Source organism: Bradyrhizobium sp. WD16, from assembly GCF_024181725.1.
GTDB lineage: Bacteria > Pseudomonadota > Alphaproteobacteria > Rhizobiales > Xanthobacteraceae > Bradyrhizobium_A.
Window position 1 is genome coordinate 609,455 of sequence record NZ_CP028908.1, and the last position, 20,265, is coordinate 629,719.

17 protein-coding genes, 3 pseudogenes and 1 riboswitch are annotated in these 20,265 nt (G+C 67.5%); of the genes and pseudogenes, 16 read left to right on the top strand and 4 right to left on the bottom strand.

What is annotated here, in order from left to right; all coding sequences use genetic code 11:
* Positions 1–477: 477 nt before the first annotated feature.
* Positions 478–1,872: a chromate efflux transporter gene (chrA, locus tag DB459_RS02815; protein ID WP_371926951.1), complete on the top strand. Its 1,395-nt coding sequence runs from the start codon at positions 478–480 to the stop codon at positions 1,870–1,872.
* Between the two features lie 31 nt (positions 1,873–1,903).
* Here chrA and DB459_RS02820 read toward each other — a convergent pair whose 3' ends face one another.
* Positions 1,904–3,097 (bottom strand): MFS transporter, encoded by a 1,194-nt coding sequence (locus DB459_RS02820; protein WP_253711441.1) that lies wholly within the window; start codon positions 3,095–3,097, stop codon positions 1,904–1,906.
* Between the two features lie 153 nt (positions 3,098–3,250).
* Between DB459_RS02820 and DB459_RS02825 the strand changes: the two genes are divergently transcribed.
* Entirely contained in the window at positions 3,251–4,792 is a 1,542-nt protein-coding gene (locus DB459_RS02825; protein ID WP_253711442.1) for a DUF4403 family protein, read from the top strand.
* A gap of 266 nt (positions 4,793–5,058) precedes the next feature.
* Here DB459_RS02825 and DB459_RS02830 read toward each other — a convergent pair whose 3' ends face one another.
* Positions 5,059–5,610, bottom strand: a complete 552-nt coding sequence (locus DB459_RS02830; protein ID WP_253711443.1) for a hypothetical protein — start codon at positions 5,608–5,610, stop codon at positions 5,059–5,061.
* 177 nt (positions 5,611–5,787) lie between these two features.
* Between DB459_RS02830 and DB459_RS02835 the strand changes: the two genes are divergently transcribed.
* From DB459_RS02835 to DB459_RS02900, 14 genes and pseudogenes are all read left to right on the top strand, one after another.
* A complete protein-coding gene (locus DB459_RS02835) occupies positions 5,788–6,510 on the top strand; it encodes a response regulator (protein ID WP_253711444.1) in 723 nt (240 codons plus the stop codon).
* A complete protein-coding gene (locus tag DB459_RS02840; RefSeq protein WP_371926852.1) occupies positions 6,507–7,862 on the top strand; it encodes an ATP-binding protein in 1,356 nt (451 codons plus the stop codon). The genes DB459_RS02835 and DB459_RS02840 overlap by 4 nt, the downstream gene beginning before the upstream one ends.
* Positions 7,863–8,143: 281 nt before the next feature.
* Positions 8,144–8,304: pseudogene (locus DB459_RS02845) on the top strand (ABC transporter permease); the annotation flags it as partial.
* Positions 8,305–8,576: 272 nt separating this feature from the next.
* Positions 8,577–10,160: pseudogene (locus DB459_RS02850) on the top strand (PAS domain S-box protein); the annotation flags it as partial.
* A 104-nt stretch (positions 10,161–10,264) separates the two neighbouring features.
* Positions 10,265–10,936, top strand: coding sequence for a response regulator transcription factor (locus DB459_RS02855; RefSeq protein WP_253713401.1), 672 nt, complete (start codon positions 10,265–10,267; stop codon positions 10,934–10,936).
* On the top strand, positions 10,933–12,294 hold the full coding sequence (locus DB459_RS02860) for a HAMP domain-containing sensor histidine kinase (RefSeq protein ID WP_253711445.1): 1,362 nt from the start codon (positions 10,933–10,935) through the stop codon (positions 12,292–12,294). The genes DB459_RS02855 and DB459_RS02860 overlap by 4 nt, the downstream gene beginning before the upstream one ends.
* Before the next feature lie 149 nt (positions 12,295–12,443).
* Positions 12,444–13,073, top strand: a complete 630-nt coding sequence (locus tag DB459_RS02865) for a class I SAM-dependent methyltransferase (RefSeq protein ID WP_371926853.1) — start codon at positions 12,444–12,446, stop codon at positions 13,071–13,073.
* A 293-nt stretch (positions 13,074–13,366) separates the two neighbouring features.
* Entirely contained in the window at positions 13,367–13,843 is a 477-nt protein-coding gene (locus DB459_RS02870; protein WP_253711446.1) for a lytic transglycosylase domain-containing protein, read from the top strand.
* A 143-nt stretch (positions 13,844–13,986) separates the two neighbouring features.
* A riboswitch (TPP riboswitch) is annotated at positions 13,987–14,118 on the top strand.
* The gene (locus DB459_RS02875) at positions 14,106–15,170 is read left to right on the top strand and encodes an FAD-dependent oxidoreductase (RefSeq protein WP_253711447.1); all 1,065 of its coding nucleotides are present in this window, start codon (positions 14,106–14,108) and stop codon (positions 15,168–15,170) included. (Overlaps the previous riboswitch by 13 nt.)
* Before the next feature lie 4 nt (positions 15,171–15,174).
* Entirely contained in the window at positions 15,175–15,372 is a 198-nt protein-coding gene (thiS, locus tag DB459_RS02880) for a sulfur carrier protein ThiS (RefSeq protein WP_253711448.1), read from the top strand.
* Between the two features lie 60 nt (positions 15,373–15,432).
* The gene (locus DB459_RS02885) at positions 15,433–16,215 is read left to right on the top strand and encodes a thiazole synthase (protein WP_253711449.1); all 783 of its coding nucleotides are present in this window, start codon (positions 15,433–15,435) and stop codon (positions 16,213–16,215) included.
* On the top strand, positions 16,202–16,810 hold the full coding sequence (locus DB459_RS02890; RefSeq protein WP_253711450.1) for a thiamine phosphate synthase: 609 nt from the start codon (positions 16,202–16,204) through the stop codon (positions 16,808–16,810). Before DB459_RS02885 ends, DB459_RS02890 begins: the two co-directional genes overlap by 14 nt.
* A gap of 22 nt (positions 16,811–16,832) precedes the next feature.
* The gene (gene thiC, locus DB459_RS02895; protein ID WP_253711451.1) at positions 16,833–18,791 is read left to right on the top strand and encodes a phosphomethylpyrimidine synthase ThiC; all 1,959 of its coding nucleotides are present in this window, start codon (positions 16,833–16,835) and stop codon (positions 18,789–18,791) included.
* A 211-nt stretch (positions 18,792–19,002) separates the two neighbouring features.
* On the top strand, positions 19,003–19,308 hold the full coding sequence (locus DB459_RS02900) for a hypothetical protein (RefSeq protein ID WP_253711452.1): 306 nt from the start codon (positions 19,003–19,005) through the stop codon (positions 19,306–19,308).
* Positions 19,309–19,368: 60 nt separating this feature from the next.
* Here DB459_RS02900 and DB459_RS02905 read toward each other — a convergent pair whose 3' ends face one another.
* Both DB459_RS02905 and DB459_RS02910 read right to left on the bottom strand, forming a co-directional pair.
* A complete protein-coding gene (locus DB459_RS02905; RefSeq protein WP_253711453.1) occupies positions 19,369–19,635 on the bottom strand; it encodes a DUF2277 domain-containing protein in 267 nt (88 codons plus the stop codon).
* Positions 19,636–19,837: 202 nt separating this feature from the next.
* Positions 19,838–20,230: pseudogene (locus tag DB459_RS02910) on the bottom strand (VOC family protein); the annotation flags it as partial.
* Positions 20,231–20,265: the final 35 nt, after the last annotated feature.

Consider the following 20,265-nt stretch of genomic DNA (forward strand, 5'->3'; position numbering starts at 1 on the left):
GAAGAATTGGCGTGAGGAAAACGCGCCAGGAAATGAGACACCGGGACGCGATTAGCTCAGCACCGCTGTCTTTTCCGCCCGCCGCCCGCTGTTACATTGACGCCGCCGACAGGCGCTGCCGACCCACGACGAACGGATCAGGGAGCTGTCTCCATGAGCTTCGCCGGGAAACTCGAAATCCTCATCGTCTATGCGGCGTTCGCCTTTGTCGGCGCCATCATCCTCGGCATGTTCTGAGGCCGGATGATCTGTCGCCGGCGTTTTCCGACGCGAGCGACGCGATCCTCTCATCATCATCCCCCGTGTCCTTGGCCGGCTGCGCCCACGCAGGCAGGGATCAAGTACGCCATCGATTGACACTTTTTCCCGCGCCCGCTGTAATATCCGCCGGGGTCAGCGATCTCCCCGTCAGGCGACAGCCCAAGCATCGCGTCCCGTTCCTGTTGTCACGAGGGCGCAGCCGTGTCGTCGACCCCCATCCAAGCCGCTCCTGTCACCGCGCCGGGCAACGCCGCCGCGCCGAGTCATGACATCGCCTTTTCCGAGGCGCTGCGGGTCTGGCTGCGCGTCGCGCTGCTCAGCTTCGGCGGGCCGGCCGGCCAGATCGCGGTGATGCACCGCATCCTGGTCGAGGAGAAGCACTGGATTTCCGAGAACCGTTTCCTGCATGCGCTGAACTACTGCATGCTGCTGCCGGGGCCGGAGGCCCAGCAACTCGCGACCTATATCGGCTGGCTCCTCCATCGCACCAGGGGCGGCCTCGTCGCCGGCACGCTGTTCGTGCTGCCGGGAATCGTCGCGATCATGGCGCTCAGCGTGATCTACGCCCTCTATGGCAATGTCGGCCTCGTCGCCGCGCTGTTCTTCGGGCTCAAGGCGGCGGTGCTCGCCATCGTCGTCGAGGCCGTCGTGCGCATCGGGCGCCGCGCGTTGCGCAACGGCGTGATGGTCGCACTCGCCGCCCTCGCCTTCGTCGCGATCTTCTTCTTCGACGTCAACTTTCCCTGGATCATCGTCGCCGCCGGCCTGATCGGCTATGTCGGCGCCCGGCTCGGCCGCCCCGAATTCGCGCCGGCCGGCAACAGCAACGGCGCCGACACCGCCGTGATCGACAGCATGATGGGAGACGCCATCCCCGATCATGCCCGGCCCGATCCGCGGCGAACGCTGCGGGTCGCCGCCGTGTGGCTGGCGCTCTGGCTGGTGCCGGTCGCGACGCTGCTCCTCGTCCTCGGGACCGGCAGCGTCTTCAGCCAGATCGCGCTGTTCTTCTCCAAGATGGCGACGGTGACCTTCGGCGGCGCCTATGCGGTGCTGGCCTACGTCGCCCAGCAGGCGGTGGAGCATTATCACTGGCTGGCGCCGCGCGAGATGCTCGACGGCCTCGGCATGGCCGAGACCACGCCGGGCCCGCTGATCATGGTGCTGCAATTCGTCGGCTTCCTCGCCGCCTATCGCGACGCCGGTTCGCTGCCGCCGATGCTCGCCGGCGTGCTCGGCGGCCTGCTCACCACCTGGGTCACCTTCGCGCCGTGCTTTCTCTGGATCTTCGTCGGCGCGCCCTATGTGGAGAAGTTGCGCGGCAACACGGCGCTGGCCGGCGCGCTGGCGGCGATCACCGCCGCGGTGGTCGGCGTCATCCTCAACCTGTCGATCTGGTTTGCGATCCACACGGTGTTTCGCGAGGTGCACCCCGTTCACGCCTACGGATTCAACGTCGAGATCCCCAACCTCGCCAGCGTCGACGTGGCGGCGCTCGCGCTTGCGGTGTTCGCCGCCGTCGCGATCTTCCGCTTTGGACTTGGCACGCTGCCCGTATTGGGCAGCTGCTGCCTCGCCGGCATCGCGCTCGGCGCCGCCGGACTGATCTGAGCGGAACGGCGATCCGGTCGGCGGCAGGTCCTCAACCGCTGCGCCCGCGCTCCTTGACCAGCAGCAGCGCCAGCAAGGCGAGCAGGCTGAGCGCCGAAGTGACGTAGAGCACCCCGGCGCCCCACCTCTCGATCATCAGGCCGAAGGCGAGCGGCGCCGCCGCCTGGGCGACGCGCGACGGTGCGCCGAGCACGCCGAGACGATAGCCGTAGTTCACCGGGCCGTAGATCGCGAGCGGCAGCGTGCCGCGGGCGATGGTGACGATGCCGTTGCCGGCACCGTGACAGATCGCGAAGACGCCGGCCGCGGCCCCGCCGAACAGTCCGAACAGCGCCGCCCCGATCGGATGGGCGATGCTGGCGATCCGCGCCGACACGATCGGATGATAGCGGCTGAGAAAGCCGGCCTCGAGCAGCCGCGCGCCGACCTGGGCCGGCCCGAACAGCGCGCCCGCCGCCAGCGCCTCGGTGCGGGTCGCGCCGGCGGCTTCGAGAATGCGCGGCAGATGCGCACCCATGGCGCCGGCCACGGTCCAGGCGGCGGCGAAGGCGAAGGCGAGCAGCAGCATGGTCCGGTCGATGGGGATCTGCGGCTTCATCGCGCTCACGCCGGCTGCGGCCGGAGCCCGCGTCACCGTCGGCAGGAAATACAGGTTGAGCGGCAGGCCGATGAGGAGTTGGGCCGCAGCCCAGCCGAAACAGGTGTAGCGCCAGCCGACGAGGTCGAGCCCCAACGACGTGAGCGGCCAGCCGACGGTGCTGGCAAAGCCGGCGAACAGGGTGATGCCGGTGATCGGACGCCGTGCCTTGTCGCCGAAGATGCGGCCGAGCGCGCCGAAGGCGGCATCGTAGAGCCCGAGGCCCATGCCGATCCCGAGCACGAGCCAGGCCATGACGAGAACCGTCACCGAGGTGGCTGAGCCGAGCAGGACCAGCCCGGCGGCGAGCGTGAGGTTGGAGACGCCGAGCACCCGGCGGCCGCCGACAAGATCGATGCGGCGGCCGACAAGTGGCCCGATCAGGCCCGAGATCACCAGTGCCAGCGAGACGGCGGCGAAGAACCAGTTGGTCGAAATGCCGAGTTCCCGGGCGATCGGATCGGCGACGATGGCCGCGATGTAATAGCTCGACGCCCAGGCCAGGGTCTGGGTGACGCCGAGCGCCACGGTGACCGGAACGGCGCGCGGCGGCGATATCGTCACGATCGTGCTCGCCGGACTGTCCATTCGGTCCTTTCCGCGGCGGCCGTGCTGGAGCGCACCGGTGATATTCCCGGCGTAGCTGCAGCCGTGATGTCTCGTCAAGGAGAGCGCAGCGCAAGAGGGTTTTCTCCCACCCCGCGACAATCTAGAATCGAATCAGCGACCATCGGGGAATCCATGCGCATCAAACCATTGCTGATCGGAGCGGCAACGCTCGCTGCCTCGTTCGTCCTCAGCCTCAAGATCATGAACTGGGTGTCGCCGCCGCCGGGCGGAGTTGCGCCGACGCTGACCAGGCTGCCAGCGCTGCCGCCGCCGGCGCGGCCCTCGAAGATCGTCACGCCGGTCGCGATCACCCTGGCGGCGATCCAGACCTCGGTCGATCGCGCGGCCCCGCACAATTTCGCCGGCAAGGCCGACAATCCGGTCGGACAGATCCTGCAGAACGCCGACATCAACTGGACGGTCGAGCGCGGCGCCATCACGGCGGCGGGCGCCAACAACCAGCTCACGCTGACGACGCCGCTGACCGGCCGCCTCAACGTCACCGGCGCGCTGTCGGCGAGTGCCGGCAACGCCATCAGCAGCATGATCGGCGGCGACATCGGCAAGCAGCTCGGCAACATCTCGATCAAGGCGTTCAACGCCAATGCCGACATCCGCGGCAACGTCGTGCTCAATGCACGGCCGCTGCTCACCGAGCGCTGGCGCCTCGAACCCAACATCACCGCCCAGGTCAATGTCGGCGATACCGGCGTGAGCGCGGGCGGCGTGCGCATCGGCGTGCCGGCGCAGGTCAAGCCGATGCTCGACACGGCGGTGAGCGAGCAGGTGGCGGCGATGCAGCAGCGCATCCGCAGCGATCCGTTCATCGAGCAGAATGCACGGCGCGAATGGGCCAGGATGTGCCGCACCATCCCGTTGCCGAGCGCCGCCCCCGGGGTGCCCGACCTGTTCCTGGAAATGCGCCCGACCAAGGCGATCGCGGCCCAGCCGCGGGTCGACGCCGCCAACCTCGTTCTGACCCTCGGGGTCGAAGCCGAGACGAGAATCCTGACCGCCACGACGACGCCGAACTGCCCCTTCCCGGCCCAGCTCGACATCGTGCCGCCGATCAACAAGGGCAGCATCTCCATCGGCGTGCCGATCGATCTGCCCTTCACCGAGGTCAACAAGATCGTCAATGCCCAATTGAAGGGACGCACCTTGCCCGAGGACGGCAGCGGCCCGGTCGCCATCACCGTGCGCAGCGCCTCTGTCGCGCCATCGGGCGATCGCCTGCTGATCTCCCTCGCGGTCGACGCCAACGAGACCAAGAGCTTCTTCAATTTCGGGGCGCAGGCCACCGTGCATGTCTGGGGCCGGCCGGTGCTCGATCAGGCACAGCAGGTCCTGCGCCTGACCGATATCGAGCTCGCGGTCGAATCCCAGGCTGCCTTCGGCCTGCTCGGTGCCGCCGCCCGCGCCGCTGAGCCCTATCTGCGCCACATGCTGGCGGAGCGCGCCACGCTCGATCTCAAGCCGCTGGCGGCCAATGCCCGGCAGAAGATCGAGGCCGCGCTGGCGGATTTCCGCAATGCCGCCGACGGCGTCAAGGTCGACGCCAGCGTCAGCGAGGTCCGCCTGGTGGGCGTCGCCTTCGACAGCGACACGCTGCGCATCGTCACCGACATCGCCGGCACCACGCGCGTCACGGTCTCGTCGCTGCCGGCGCTGTAGCGCCGTGGATGAGGCGCCGCGCCGACGGCGCGCCGCGTTCGCCTCCCCTCCGTCGTCATCGCCCGGCTTGAGCCAGTACGCCGGGACGCGGGAGATATGGACAGCGAGCATCGCTGTGCCCTCTCTCGCCGACACGGAGGCCCAGGTCCTCCGCTTTCGCTGAGGACGACGGTGTGTGGTGGCGGCCAGCGTCTCGGCCAAGACGCCGCTGTTGTGATCGGCGCCTGATTGGCACAGCGCGTGCGGCTCGCCCTGCGTCGTCGCCTTCAGCTGCGATAGTCGACCAGCAGCGAGGTCTGCGACTTCGACGACGTGGTGCTGCCGTTCGAGCCATAGGACGACGAGGACGACGAACGATCCACCGCCTTGAGCGCCTCGACGAATTTCTTGATCAGCTCGTCGACAGTAGAGCTATTCGACGAACTCGACGACGATGACGTCGACGAGGTCGAGGAACCTTCCGAATCGTTGTCGGAGGACTGCGACGGCGGCGGCCCGCCAGCGCCGCCAGGCCCGCCGCCAAGGGCATTGGAGAAGACGTTCTTGAGTTCGCTGGCCTGGCTGCTGGTCAATTTACCGCTCGAGACCTCGCTCTGGATCAGGCTGTCGATCTTCGACTGAAGCTGATCGGGCGTCTGCGACGAGATCGATGTCGCACCGCCGTTCTTGAGCGCCGAATCGATCGTGTCGAGCGCGGAGGACAGCGCCGTCTGATCGCTCGAACTGATCTGGCCGGAGGAGACTTCCTTGGACAGTTCGCTCTTGAGCAGATCGAGCGGCGAATGGCTGGCGGTGGATAACGACGAGATCGAGGTCATTGGCCGGGCTCCGAGGATGCAGGTGACAATTCTCGAGGCGAGGCTAAGGCCGCGAAGCTTAATGCAAACTTGCGCAAAACGGGGTGGTATTTTGCGCATTATTGCCGGGCCGCCGACGGAAACACATCGAAACAAAAATCGCACCGCTCCGGCCACAATTTGCTGCAAAAACGGGCCATGATTACAGCTCCCCCACAGATCCTGGTCGTCGAGGACGATCGCGAAACCCGCAGCCTGATTGCCCGCTATCTGCAGGCGAATGCCTGCAGCGTATCGGTCGCCGCCGACGGCCACGAGATGGACCGCCGTCTCGGCGAGCGCCGCGTCGACCTGATCGTGCTCGACGTGATGTTGCCCGGCGAAGACGGCCTCAGCCTCTGCCGACGCATCCGCGCGACCTCGCAGACGCCGATCATCATGCTGACCGCGCGCGGCGAGGACCTCGACCGCATCGTCGGCCTCGAAATGGGGGCCGACGACTACATCCCGAAGCCGTTCAATCCACGCGAACTGCTGGCGCGGATCAATGCGGTGTTGCGGCGCCAGGCCGCCGCCCTCTCGGCCGCGGTCAGTTCGGGGTCGACGCGGCTGGCCTTCCTGCAATGGGTGATCGACTTCCGGCTGCGCGAGCTGCGCAACCCGCAAGGCGCCCGCGTCGCGCTGACCAGCGCGGAATTCGACCTGCTGCAAGCCTTCTGCGAACGGCCCGGCCGGATCCTGTCGCGCGACAATCTCCTCGACCTGACCCAGGGCCGCGCCGCGGGCTCGTTCGAGCGCAGCATCGACGTTCTGGTCAGCCGCCTGCGCCGCAAGCTCGACGTCGGCCCGGAAGCACCGGCGATCATCAAAACGGTGCGCTCGGGCGGCTACCTGTTCACGCCGGAGATCGAACCGGCGTGACCTCCGTGGCGGCGACACTCAAGACCAGGCTTCGGCGGCTCGCCGCGACCTTCTCGTTCCGCCACATCAGCGGCCAGATCGCCGCTCTCGTGGTGGTGTCCCTCGTCATCATTCACGGCATCCTGACCGCATTCTGGATGGCGCATAGCGCCGGCGAGCACAGCCGCCCCGAACGGCGGCGCGAGGAAATCGAAACCCTGGCGCACATGATCGCGGCCGCGCCTGCCCCCGACCGGCCGCGCCTGATCGCGGAGATCAACCACGCCTTTCCGGCGCTCGAAATCGCCATCGCGCCCGAGGGGCTGCAGCCGGACCCGCAGCAACCGCCATCACGCTGGCTGACGCCGCCCGTCGCCGCCGGCCTGCAGATGTTCGTGCCACTGGGCAGCCCCAATCCCGGCCATATCGCCGTTCGCCTGCCCGACGATTTCGCGATCATCGCGAATATCGGGCCGCCTCGCACGCCACCGCTCTTCGGCATCTTGGGCTTCACCCTCCTCTTCGTCGTCATCAGCATCACCTTGCTCGGGGTCTGGGCGGCGCGGGCGCTGTCGTCGCCGCTGTCGGCCTTCGCGCACGCGGCCGAGAATTTCGGTCTCGACGGCAACGGCGACGCCGCGGCCCTGCCCGAGAACGGCCCTGAAGAGATCCGCGCCGCCGCGACCGCGCTCAACCGCATGCGCCGGCGCATCACCGCCCTGATGCAGGACCGCATGCACATGCTGGCGGCGATCAGCCACGACCTGCGGACCCCGATCACCCGGATGCGCCTGCGCACCGAGTTCATCGAGAACGACACCCAGCGCCGGCACATGCTGCACGATCTCGACCAGATGCGCAGCATGCTGGATTCGGTGCTGTCATTCCTGCGCAACGGCGACACCGGCAAGCCCACGACCCTGGTCGACGTCGCCGCCGAACTCCACCTGATCTGCGACCAGTACGGCGATCTCGGCCATGAGGTCACGTTCTCCGGCCCCACGGGCGTAGCGATCATGGCGCGCCTCGAGGAACTGCACAGCGCGGTGAGCAATCTCGTCGGCAACGCGGTCCGTTTCGGCACGACGGTCGAGATCGTACTGCGCCTCGACGACGGACACGTCATCATCGAGGTGATCGACAACGGTCCCGGCATCGACCACGCGCGCAAGGCCGCGATGCTGGAACCGTTCGTCCGCGGCGACGATTCCCGCAACATGAACGACGACGCCGGCTTCGGTCTCGGCCTGTCGATCGCCCACACCATCGTCACCTCCCACGGCGGCTCGCTGTCGCTGCTCGATCGCATGCCGCACGGGCTGATCGCCCGCATCGTCCTGCCACTCTCCGCCCCGCGGCAAGCTGCGGCCTGATTCTCTTCTCCATCTCGGCGCTGCTCGTCCACCGCTCCGGCCTTGTCGGCCAGCTGCGGGCGACGCCGGTCCACGACGACTTCTTCGCCCGCAACGGCCAGATCCAAAACCGCACTCGTGTGGCGTCTCGCAATTGCCTACCGCCTTCGCGGCAACCCTCTCGTAGGCAATTGCGAGACATAAGCCACACTAGCACTTTGATTTTGCTAGTGTCCCTATGTCTCCGAATGACCGTGCGAACGCGAGGCAAACGTAGCGGTAATTCGGAGACGGGACACTGGGACGGCCGGATGGCGCACGACATGACCTGTTCGAGGTCAGGAAGCCCGAGGGCTCCAAGGGCGACCGTGACCTCTACAAGCTCGTCGCCACCGTGCCCGCCGAGCAGGGCTTCCGGCCGCTGGACAAGGGCGGCTGTCCGCTGGTCATGCAGAGCCAGTAAAGCGCGGAGCGGCACCGATCGGGCCGAATGCTGCCGTTGGCGGCCGGCCCCGGCCGACCATCACAATCCGGAAAACCGCTCTCCACTTTTTCGGAACTTGATCTTAGGATCGAGCCGGAAGCGGCCGCCCTGAGCCGGTCGCGAGAAGGTGTCCGGCCGTCCCGATGACGTCGTCCGTTTTCCAATGGCGCGGATCGCTGACGCGCCGCCTGCGCGGCGCCGGACGCCTGGTGTCACGGCGCTGGCGGCGTCAGCCGGCGCTGCCGCATACCGAGGCGACCTATCGCTGGCTGTTCGAGAATTCCGTCGACGGCATCTACGTCACCACCCCGTCCGGCCAGCTGCTCAACGCCAATCCGGCGCTGGCGCGCATGATGGGCTATGCGAGCCCCCGGGACATCATCGAAGCCGCCGGCGACATCGCCGCCGTCGTCTATGTCGATCCGGGCAAGCGCGACGAATACAAGCGCCGCATGGAGCGCGACGGCATCGTCCGCGAATTCGAATATCAGGTCCACCGCCGCGACGGCGACATCCTGTGGCTGTCCGACAGCGCGGTGGCGGTCCGCGACCTCTCCGGCGCCATCGTCCGCTACGAAGGAACGGTTCGCGACATCACCGCGCAGAAATCGGCGGAGGCGGCCCTGGCCGAAAGCCGGCGCCACCTGCAGGAGGTGATCGATACCGTTCCGGCGGTGATCAACGTCAAGGACACCTCGCGCCGCTACGTCCTGATGAACCGCTACATGGCCCGGATCTTCAATATCGAACCGGCCCAGGCGCTCGGCCGCACCACCACCGACATCATGTCGCGCTACGGCGCCGAAAAGCCGGACTTCAACGATCGAAGGGTGCTGGAGACCAGGACCCAAACCGGATTCTACGAGGAGGAGTACCTCGATTCCACCGGCACCATGCGTCAGTGGATGGCCAACAAGGTGCCGATCTTCGACGACGCCGGCAACGTCAGATACATCGTCACGGTGGCGCTCGACATCGGCGAGCGCAAGCGGGTCGAGCAGGAGATGCGCCAGGCCCGCGATGCAGCCGAGACGGCGCTGCGCGAACTGCGCCAGGCCCAGAACTCGCTGGTCGAGGCCGAGAAGCTCGCGGCGCTCGGGCGCCTCGTCGCCGGCGTCGCCCACGAGGTCAACAACCCCGTCGGCATCAGCCTGACGGTCGCCTCCTCGCTGCAGCGCCAGAGCCGGCTGTTCGCCGAGGAGGTCGAGCGCGGCGGCCTGCGCAAATCCGCGCTGCTCAATTTCGTCCACATGACCGCCGACGCCGGCGCCCAGCTCACCGACAACCTGACCCGCGCCGCCGAACTGATCCAGTCCTTCAAGCAGGTCGCCGCCGACCGCAACTACGTCGAACGGCGCGAATTCGACCTGCGCGAGCTCACCGAACAGATCCTGACCAGCCTGCGCCCGGGCCTGCGCCGCCAGAACGTCACCCTCGACGTCTCCTGCGAGGACGGCCTCGTGCTCGACAGCTATCCGGGCTCCTACGGCCAGATCCTCACCAACCTGTTCCTCAACGCGCTGGTCCATGCCTTCGCCGAGGGCGAGGCCGGCCACATCGAGATCAAGGCGCGGGCCGCCGGGCCGAGCCATGTCGAGATCATGTTCGCCGACGACGGCCGCGGCATGCCGGCGGAGGTGCGGCGCCACGCCTTCGATCCGTTCTTCACCACGCGTCGCAACCAGGGCGGCACCGGTCTCGGCCTGCACATCGTCTACAACATCGTCACCAACAATCTCGGCGGCCGCATCAGCCTCGATTCCGCGCCGGGCGCCGGCACCCGCATCCACATCGTGCTACCGCGGGTCGCGCCGTTCGTGAAGGCGGCGGAATAGCCGGCCGTGGGCGGCGGCGACCGCATGCCGCGGCCGCGTCGCGCAATGTTGTTGTAATGTAACGATGAGACGATCTCCCCGACTTCCGAACGGTGGCGACCCGATTGCGCATTCTGCTGGTTGAAGACGAGGCCGAAATGGCCGCGGCGATGCGTACGGCGCTGAGGCGCTACGACATCACCCTCGACCATGTGGCAACGCTTGCGGATGCCGAGGAGGCCGCCAGCGCGGGCGTCCATGGCGCGATCCTGCTCGATCGGCAGTTGCCCGACGGAGACGGACTGGACCTGATCCGCAGTCTAAGACGTCGGGGCGCGAGCATCCCGGTCATCGTCCTGACGGCGCGCGGCGAGCTCGCCGACCGCATCGCGGGGCTGGACAGCGGCGCCGACGACTATCTGGCCAAGCCTTTCGCCGTGGAGGAACTGCTGGCACGGCTGCGGGCGGTGCTGCGCCGTCCCTCCGAGATCGCACCGGAGATCATGCGTGTGGGCCGCCTCGCCTTCGATTTCACCAGCCGCCTCGCCACGATCGACGGCGAGACCATCGTGCTGCCCCGGCGGGAATTGGCGGTGCTGGAGACGCTGCTGCGCCGGATCGGCCGCACCGTCCAGCGCTCCATGCTGGAAGAGGCCGTCTACGGCTTCGACGACGAAATCCAGTCCAATGCGCTCGACACCCACGTCTCGCGGCTTCGCCGCAAACTGATCGATTCCGGATCAGGCCTCGAAATCCATGCCATCCGCGGCATCGGCTACCTGATGAAGCAGACATGAGCGGACCGGCGACCCCATCGCTGAAGCGAGAGCTCACTCGGCGGCTGATCGTCCTGCAGGCGGCGCTGCTCGCGCTGCTGGTCGCGCTGGTGATCGGCACCCTGTGGGCAAGCGGCTACCTGATCGCCAGCCGCGACGAGGACCACGCCATCGAGGTGGTCGGGCAGGCGCTCGCGCGCGGGCCGGACGGCGGCTTGGTGCTGCGCGCCACCCCGGCCCTGGCGAAGCTGCGCAGCGAGCAGACCGACCTCTGGTTCGTAGTCCGCGACGATCACCGTCAGATCCTGACCGAAGGGACCGTCCCCGGTCCGTTCGCCCACATCGGCGATGCCCTGCAAGACGTCAGTCAGGGACGCCTCGGCTGGAGCATCGGCGACGATCCGGCCCGGCCCGCCGCCCGGTTCAAGCGCGTCTCTTCCGCGGCCGGGCCCGTCCAGGTCCTCACCGCGACGCAGGGACCGATGTCGGCCGCCAAGGCGATCACGGCCGCGCTGCTGCTGCTCGGCGCAGTCGGCCTGCCCAATCTGCTGCTGATGACGCTCGCCACCGCGGTCGCAACCCCGATCGTCGTCCGTCGTGCGCTGGCCGGCCTCAGCGAAGCGGCCGCACAGGCCGCGCGCGTCGATGCCGAGCGGCGCGGCGCGCGGCTGTCGTTGACGCGGATTCCGGCGGAGATCGCCCCGCTCGTCAGCGCGGTCAACGGCGCGCTGCGGCGGCTCGACCACGGCTACGAACGCAGCAAGCGCTTCCTGATCGACGCGGCGCACGAGATCCGCACGCCCATCGCGATCCTGCAGGTCCGGCTTCACGCGCTCGCCGACGGCCCGGAAAAGGCCCGGCTGGTCGAGGATGTGGCGCGGCTTGCCACCCTCGCCGAGCAGCTTCTCGATCTGCAGCGTCTCGATCTTCATCCTGAATCGATGTCGCGGGTCAACCTCGTCGAGGTCGGCCGCCGCGTCGTCTCCGATCTCGCCCCGCTCGCCATCGCCGCCGGCTACGACATCGCCTTCGCCTGCGAGGTCGACGAGGTCGGCGTCGAGGGCGACCCGGTCGCGCTGGAGCGGGCGCTGATCAATCTCGTGCAGAACGCGATCGCGCATGGCGGCCGCCGCGGATCGATCACCGTCAGCATCGAGCAGAGGGGACTCGTCGCCGTCTCCGACGAGGGGCCCGGAATTGCGCTGGCCGACCGCGAACGGATCTTCGAGCCTTTCCACCGCCTGCGTTCGGCGCCTGCCGGGCTCGGGCTCGGCCTCAATATCGTCCGCGAAATCGTTTTTCGGCATCATGGCCGCATCGTCGTCCGCGACAATCCCGTCAAGGGCACCCGCTTCGAGATGACGTTTCCCGTCGTCTGACTTCGACATCGCGTCTTCTCGTCGCGCGCCGCGGCATGCGCAATGTCCACGCAATTTTCATCAGCAAGATCGCCAGTGTCCCGATTCTAACGTTCGCATCCCTTTGCAGCGAGCACTCATACGAACATCGGAACCGAAGGGACACCAGCATGAAGTCGATTCGTCCTTCAACGGAAGCGATCCTGATCATGACCTCGCGCGACGTTCTCTCCTTCTTCTACGCATGGGTCTCCCAACCCCGGCAGGTCGGCGCCATCGCCCCCTCGGGCGCGGCGCTGGCCAGACTGATCACCAGCGAGATCGGCCACGACACCGGTCAGGTGATGGAGCTCGGGCCAGGCACCGGCGTCTTCACCGAAGCACTGCTCGGGCGCGGCGTCCGCGAGCACGACCTCACGCTGATCGAGTACGGGTCGGACTTCATGCGGCTCCTGCAATTCCGCTTTCCCGCGGCCCGGGTGCTGTGGATGGACGCAGCGCAGATCGGTCAGTATCGGCTGTTCAACGCACGGTCCCTCGGCGCGGTCGTCAGCGGCCTGCCGCTCCTGAACATGTCGCCACGGAAAGTCATGGGCATTCTCGGCGGCGCCTTCGGCTATCTGCGCGAGGGCGGCGCGCTTTATCAGTTCACCTATGGCCCGCGCTGCCCGGTGCCGCGGCCCATTCTCGATCGTCTCGGCCTGAAGGCGACCTTCGTCGGCAACGCGCTCGCCAATGTTCCGCCCGCCTCGGTCTATCGCCTCAGCCGGCGCAGGCCGCTGAAAATCATCGCCGGCTGAACCGCGGGCATCGGGCGGGGAGGGAATGTCACCCTGGCTCCTCAGGGCCACCGCCCCAATTTTGCCGCATCATCGCCACGATGCGCTGGCACCAGCGCGGTGGATCTGACGCTCGTACCAGCATGGCAACGAGTCCTTCGTACGAGCGCCAGATCCAAAACCGCGCTGGAATTATAGCTATCCTGGTGTCCCTTTGGTTCTAACGTTCGTATAAGCGCTCGCTGCAAGGGCCTACGAACGTTAGAACCGGGACACCAGCCCTTCCCACGACTGAGCCAACCGGGGGTTCCGCCATGACCCAGCCTCGCTTCGACCGCCACGCCCTCGCACGCCCTTTGGGCTTGGCCGCCGCGCTGCTCGCCGGCGTGGCGTTCGCCACGCCCGCCGCGGCCCAGAGCCGCGCCTATGACGAGATCATCGCCGGCGAAGCGGCGGCCAATGGCGTGCCCGAGGAGCTGGTTCATCGCGTCATCCGGCGCGAAAGCAAATACAACGCCGGTCTCGTCGGCCGTGGCGGCACCATCGGCCTGATGCAGATCAAGCTCGCCACCGCCAGGGGCCTCGGCTACAGCGGCACCGCCGAGGGGCTGCGCGATCCGGCGACCAATCTGACCTACGGCATCCGCTATCTCGCCGGGGCCTATCGCACCGCCGACGGCAATCACAACCGTGCGGTGTCGTATTATGCCGGCGGCTACTACTACGCCGCCAAGCGCCAGCGCCACCAGCCGCTGCAGCTTCACCCGATCGAAACCGCCGCGGCGAAGTAGCAAGCTTCAAGCCCGCTCTATTCGGCCGCCTTCGCGCCCCTCGCGCCGAACATGCCGGCGCGTTTCTGCTCAAATACCAGGCGGAACAGGCTTGCGCCGGCAGCAGGTGCTGTTGCATGCCAGAGCGAAGATGACTATTATCCGCCCGTTCCGAGGGGTGCTCCGGGAAGGAGCTGAGATACCGCCACGCAGTCCATTGTTCTGGACGCGGCCGCGGTGACCCTTTGAACCTGATCCGGGTCATGCCGGCGAAGGGACAGGGATGCTACAGACACTCGCACGCGATTCACGCGATTTCCATTCAACCGATTCCGCCTCGCCCGCCCTCGACCTCGCGGTCGATGTGGTCGGCGGCGGCGTCGCCGGCACCTGGCAGGCGCTGCTGCTCGCCCGCGCCGGCTGCCGCGTCCGCCTCTATGAGCGCGACGACGTCAACCTCGCCGGCTCCACCGGCTATTGGGCCGGCGGCATGCTGGCGCCCTATTGCGAAATGGAAGCCGCCGAGCCGGTCATCGTGCGCCTCGGCGAGCGCGCGCTGGCGCTGTGGCGCGAGGTGCTGCCGGAGACGCCGTTCAACGGCTCGCTGGTGATCGCCCATCCGCGCGACCGCGCCGATTTCGAGCGCTTTGCCCGCCTCACCGACCATCATCGCCGGCTCGATGCCGCCGCCATCGCCGAACTCGAGCCGATCCTCGAGGGCCGCTACCGCGACGCGCTGTTCTATCCCGACGAGGGCCATGTCGAGCCGCGCCGGGTGCTGCCCAAGCTCCATGCGCAGCTCACCGCCATGGGCGTCGAGATCCACTATCTCAGCGATCCCGACCTCGACGCGCTCGGCCTCGACGACGACCGCATCGTCATCGACTGCCGTGGCCTCGCCGCGCGCGACGCCCGTCCCGAGCTGCGCGGGGTCAAGGGCGAGATGATCCTGGTGGAAACCGCCGAGATCCAGCTGTCGCGGCCGATCCGGCTGCTGCATCCGCGCTGGCCGCTCTATCTCATCCCGCGCGAGGACAACCGCATCATGATCGGCGCGACCTCGCTGGAGAGCGAGGACGATCGGGTCAGCGTGCGCTCGGCGCTGGAACTGCTCAGCGCCGCCTATGCCGTCCATCCCGCCTTCGGCGAGGCCCGCATCCTCGATTTCGGCGCCGGCCTGCGTCCGGCCTTTCCCGACAACCTGCCGCGCATCGAGATCGAGGGCCGCCGCATCTCCGTCAACGGGCTCTACCGCCACGGCTTCCTGATCGCGCCGGCGCTGGCGGAACGCACCCTCGCCTACCTCGCCCGCGGCGAGATCGACAACCAGGTGATGCGATGCGGGTGATGCCATGCAAGTGATCGTCAATGGCGAACGCCGCGAGATTACCGCGACGCGGGTCGACGCCCTGCTCGGCGAACTCGATTACCAGGGCAGCCATCTCGCCGTCGCCGTCAATTACGATGTCGTGCCGCGCGGCCGCTGGGCCGAGACGGTGCTCAAGGATGGCGATGCCATCGAAATCCTCACCCCGCGCCAGGGCGGCTGAGGCCGCGGCCCGATCGTCAACACACCGGCCACAGGCGGCCGAATATCGGAAACAACCGGCATGGTGAAATTCTACGACGGCGAATTCAACTCACGGCTGCTGATCGGCACCGCGCTCTATCCCTCGCCCGCGATCATGCAGCAGGCGATCCGCGCCGCAGGCAGCGACATCGTCACGGTCTCGGTGCGGCGCGAGAGCGCCGGCGGCAAGACCGGCGACGCCTTCTGGTCGCTGATCCGCGAGCTCGGCATCACCGTGCTGCCCAACACCGCCGGCTGCAAGAGCGTGCGCGAGGCGGTGACGACCGCCAAGCTCGCCCGCGAGCTGTTCGCCACCTCGCGCATCAAGCTCGAGGTCATCGCCGACGACGAGACGCTGCAGCCCGACGTGGTCGGCCTGGTCGAGGCCGCCTCGATCCTGATCAAGGACGGCTTCGAGGTGTTTCCCTATTGCACCGAGGATCTCGGCGTCGCCCAGCGCCTGGTCGACGCCGGCTGCCGGGTGATCATGCCCTGGGCCTCGCCGATCGGCAGCGCCCGCGGCATCGTCAACCGCGACGCGCTCACCCTGCTGCGCCGCCGCCTGCCGGACATCGCGCTGGTGGTGGACGCCGGCCTCGGCGCGCCGTCCCACGCCGCCGCGGCGCTCGAACTCGGCTTCGATGCGGTGCTGCTCAACACCGCGGTGGCGAAAGCCGCCGACCCGGTGGCGATGGCGGAGGCGTTCCGCCTCGCCGTCGACGCCGGCCGCCGCGGCTTCGAGGCCGGGCTGATGGGCCCGCGCGATTTCGCCTCTCCCTCAACCCCTGTCGTCGGGACCCCGTTCTGGCATGCCGTATCCTGATCGCTTCTATCCCGTCGTCGACAGCCTCGCCTGGGTCAAGCGCCTCACCGCGCTCGGCGTCGGCACCGTGCAGCTGCGCGCCAAGAATCTCGCCCACGAGAACGCGCTCGCGCTGGTGCGCGAGGCGCTGGCGATCACCGCCGGCACGGCGACGAGGCTCGTCGTCAACGACTACTGGCGCGCCGCCATCGAGGCCGGCGCGCACCACGTCCATCTCGGCCAGGAGGATCTCGCCGAGGCCGACGTCAAGGCGATCCGCGCCGCCGGCCTCACCCTCGGCCTCTCGACCCATGACGACGACGAGCTCGCCACCGCGCTGCGCTGCGATCCCGATTACGTCGCGCTCGGCCCGATCTACCCGACGACCCTGAAATCGATGCGCTTCGCGCCCCAGGGCGTCGACAAGATCACCGTCTGGAAGCAGCGCGTCGGCGCCATTCCCCTCGTCGCCATCGGCGGCATCAAGCTGGAACAGGCCGGACCGATCTACGCCGCCGGCGCCGATTCCATCGCCGTGGTCAGCGACGTCACCCAGAACGCAGATCCCGACGCGCGGGTGCGCGCCTGGCTTGAAGCTACAACCACCACCGCCTGACAACACAAGAACGGAGGACGCCATGAACATCCGCTCCAATCCGGACGCCACCGTCGCGGCGGTGACCACCGCCCCGCTGCCCTCGTCGCGCAAGATCCATGCGGTGCCCGAGGCGGCGCCGGACCTGCGCGTGCCGCTGCGCGAGATCATCCTGTCGGACGGCGCCGGCGAGCCCAATGTCACGGTCTACGACACTTCGGGCCCCTACACCGATCCGAACGTGCTGATCGACGTCAATGCCGGCCTGCCGCGCCCTCGCGCCGCCTGGGTCAAGGAACGCGGCGGCGTCGAGCAGTACGACGGCCGCGTCGTCAAGCCGGAGGACAACGGCAATGTCGGCGCCGCCCATGCGGCCCGCGCCTTCACCGCCTATCACAGGCCGCTGCGCGGTCTCGACGGCCACATGATCACCCAGCTCGAATTCGCCCGCGCCGGGATCGTCACCAAGGAGATGATCTATGTCGCCGAGCGCGAGAATCTCGGCCGCAAGCTCAAGCTCGATCGCGCCGAGGCGGCGCTCGCCGACGGCGAGAGCTTCGGCGCCGCGGTGCCCGCCTTCATCACCCCCGAATTCGTCCGCTCGGAGATCGCCCGCGGCCGCGCCATCATCCCCTCCAACATCAACCACGCCGAACTCGAGCCGATGATCATCGGCCGCAACTTCCTCACCAAGATCAACGCCAATATCGGCAACTCCGCCATCACCTCGTCGGTGGAGGAGGAGGTCGAGAAGATGGTGTGGGCGATCCGCTGGGGCGCCGACACGGTGATGGACCTCTCCACCGGGCGCAACATCCACACCACGCGCGAATGGATCCTGCGCAACGCGCCGATTCCGATCGGCACCGTGCCGATCTACCAGGCGCTGGAAAAGGTCGACGGCGATCCGACCAGGCTCGACTGGGAGGTCTACAAGGACACCCTGATCGAGCAGTGCGAACAGGGCGTCGACTACTTCACCATCCATGCCGGCGTCCGCCTCGCCTACGTGCCGCTGACCGCGAACCGCGTCACCGGCATCGTCTCGCGCGGCGGCTCGATCATGGCCAAATGGTGCCTCGCCCACCACAAGGAGAGCTTCCTCTACGAGCGCTTCGAGGAGATCTGCGACCTGATGCGCCGCTACGACGTCTCCTTCTCGCTCGGCGACGGCCTGCGGCCGGGCTCGATCGCCGACGCCAACGACCGCGCCCAGTTCGCCGAACTGGAAACGCTCGGCGAACTCACCCAGATCGCCTGGAACAAGGGCTGCCAGGTCATGATCGAGGGCCCCGGCCACGTGCCGATGCACAAGATCAAGATCAACATGGACAAGCAACTCAAGGAGTGCGGCGAGGCGCCGTTCTACACTTTGGGCCCGCTGACCACCGACATCGCGCCGGGCTACGACCACATCACCTCGGGCATCGGCGCCGCCATGATCGGCTGGTTCGGCTGCGCCATGCTGTGCTACGTGACGCCGAAGGAGCATCTCGGCCTGCCCAACCGCGACGACGTCAAGACCGGCGTGATCACCTACAAGATCGCCGCCCATGCCGCCGACCTCGGCAAGGGCCATCCGGCGGCGCAGCTGCGCGACGATGCGCTGTCCCGCGCCCGCTTCGACTTCCGCTGGGAGGACCAGTTCAATCTCGGCCTCGATCCGGACACCGCGCGCAGCTTCCACGACGAGACGCTGCCCAAGGAAGCGCACAAGGTGGCGCATTTCTGCTCGATGTGCGGGCCGAAATTCTGCTCGATGAAGATCACCCAGGACGTGCGCGACTACGCCGCCAGGCTCAACGACCCGGCCTCGGTCGGCATGAGCATCAGCGGAAAGCTCGAGGACGGCCTGCCCGCCGAAGCCTTGACCCAGGCGGGCCTGCCCGCCGAAGCCTTGGCGAAGGCGGGCATGGCGCAGATGAGCGAGAAGTTCCGCGCCATGGGCGGCGAGGTCTATCTCGACCGCGACAAGGTCAAGGAGAGCAACAAGGCGCTGTGAGGCCTGTGCTCACCCCGTCATCCCGGACTTCCCGGGCGATCTGTCGGACATGGCCGGACGAAAGTCCGGCCATTTGCTTGACTTGACCGCGACTTGCGCGCGGCCGCCGCGCGCGCCCGCATGTCGGTTGATTGATCTACCTCAAGGTGTCTTTATCTTACGGCGCAATCATGATGGCTGATCAGACTGTCGTCGAGATGGAGGATCGGCAATGGAACCGCGTTCGGCACCGGCGTCTGCCAATACACCGCAGACGATCAATGGATACCTCTATTCGAAACTTGCCCACATCGGCTCGAAGAGCGAAGGGCCGATCTATTTCCTGCAAAAGTTTGACGAGACCGAGATCCCGATAGCCAAGCACGTGGAGATCTTTCAGGACGATCCGAAACTCCGCGCGCGTCTCGGCACAAAGGTCACGGTCACCGGAACGATGACGGGCGGTGCGTTTTCGTACGCTTCCATCGAGCGGTGCTCTCCTTCCACCGAAGAATGCGTGGTTCAATGGGGCGACTGAGAAACGGCGTCGGAAGGACTTCGACCGCGGCGGTCGTCGTCGCCTGAGCCGATCCGTTGCTCACCCGAACCTCGCCTTTGAGCGCTCCCTGGCCTTTTCCGCCTCGACCGCGCGGTCGCGCGCCGGCGCATGGGTGTGCAGCGAATGGAGCAGCCGCCGCGCCGCATCGCCGACCTCGGCCACCGCGCGGTCGAAGGCTTGCGCATTGCCCGCCGACGGCTTGTTGAAACCCGACAATTTGCGGACGAATTGCAGCGCCGATGCCTGGATTTCGTCCTCGGTCGCCGGCGGATCGAAGTTGAACAGCGTCCTGATGTTGCGGCACATGCCTTTGGCTCCACGAGCACAGATCTATCGCGGCCATCCTACGCCCCTATCTGCACTCCGAACAGCGCCCCCACCCGCGCGCTGATGCTCTTCGCAGCATTGAGACCGCCGCTTGCGCCCGTTGCCGCGGCTGCTACGCTTTCTGCTCCCCTGCGCCGCTTTGGGGAGATGATTGCTTGATAGTTCCAGGTTCCGGCATCGCGTATTTCGGATCGCGCTCGAGCAGCTCGATCGAGATGCCTTGCGGCCCGCGGATGAAGCAGATGCGCAGCCCCGGCTTGAGCGTGTGCGGCGCCTTGGTGAATTCGACGCCCTTGGCCTTGAGCGTCTCGGCGAGCGCGTCGATCTCCTCGACCGCGAGGCCAAAATGATCGAGGCCCTGATATGGCGTCACCGGCGGCGGATTGACGCCATCGCCCGCGGTCACCGGCGCCAGAAAGATCCTGGCCCCGCCGAGCTGCAGGTCGATCCGCCCCGGGCTGCGGATCACTTCGGCGCCAAGCATCGCTTCGAACCATTGCGCGGTCGCCTCGACGTCCGGCGTGCGCAGATGGATGTGGTCCCATTTCAGCTTCAGGGTCGGCGGCGTCGTCATGGGCGAGCGTCCTCGGCGGTTGTCGCAGGCGGCAG

Coding starts and splice junctions, on each gene's coding strand:
- DB459_RS02820 (WP_253711441.1), bottom strand. CDS start 3,097: ATGGACAGTCCGGCGAGCACGATCGTGACGATATCGCCGCCGCGCGCC.
- DB459_RS02825 (WP_253711442.1), top strand. CDS start 3,251: ATGCGCATCAAACCATTGCTGATCGGAGCGGCAACGCTCGCTGCCTCG.
- DB459_RS02830 (WP_253711443.1), bottom strand. CDS start 5,610: ATGACCTCGATCTCGTCGTTATCCACCGCCAGCCATTCGCCGCTCGAT.
- DB459_RS02835 (WP_253711444.1), top strand. CDS start 5,788: ATGATTACAGCTCCCCCACAGATCCTGGTCGTCGAGGACGATCGCGAA.
- DB459_RS02860 (WP_253711445.1), top strand. CDS start 10,933: ATGAGCGGACCGGCGACCCCATCGCTGAAGCGAGAGCTCACTCGGCGG.
- DB459_RS02865 (WP_371926853.1), top strand. CDS start 12,444: ATGAAGTCGATTCGTCCTTCAACGGAAGCGATCCTGATCATGACCTCG.
- DB459_RS02870 (WP_253711446.1), top strand. CDS start 13,367: ATGACCCAGCCTCGCTTCGACCGCCACGCCCTCGCACGCCCTTTGGGC.
- DB459_RS02875 (WP_253711447.1), top strand. CDS start 14,106: ATGCTACAGACACTCGCACGCGATTCACGCGATTTCCATTCAACCGAT.
- thiS (WP_253711448.1), top strand. CDS start 15,175: ATGCAAGTGATCGTCAATGGCGAACGCCGCGAGATTACCGCGACGCGG.
- DB459_RS02885 (WP_253711449.1), top strand. CDS start 15,433: ATGGTGAAATTCTACGACGGCGAATTCAACTCACGGCTGCTGATCGGC.
- DB459_RS02890 (WP_253711450.1), top strand. CDS start 16,202: ATGCCGTATCCTGATCGCTTCTATCCCGTCGTCGACAGCCTCGCCTGG.
- thiC (WP_253711451.1), top strand. CDS start 16,833: ATGAACATCCGCTCCAATCCGGACGCCACCGTCGCGGCGGTGACCACC.
- DB459_RS02900 (WP_253711452.1), top strand. CDS start 19,003: ATGGAACCGCGTTCGGCACCGGCGTCTGCCAATACACCGCAGACGATC.
- DB459_RS02905 (WP_253711453.1), bottom strand. CDS start 19,635: ATGTGCCGCAACATCAGGACGCTGTTCAACTTCGATCCGCCGGCGACC.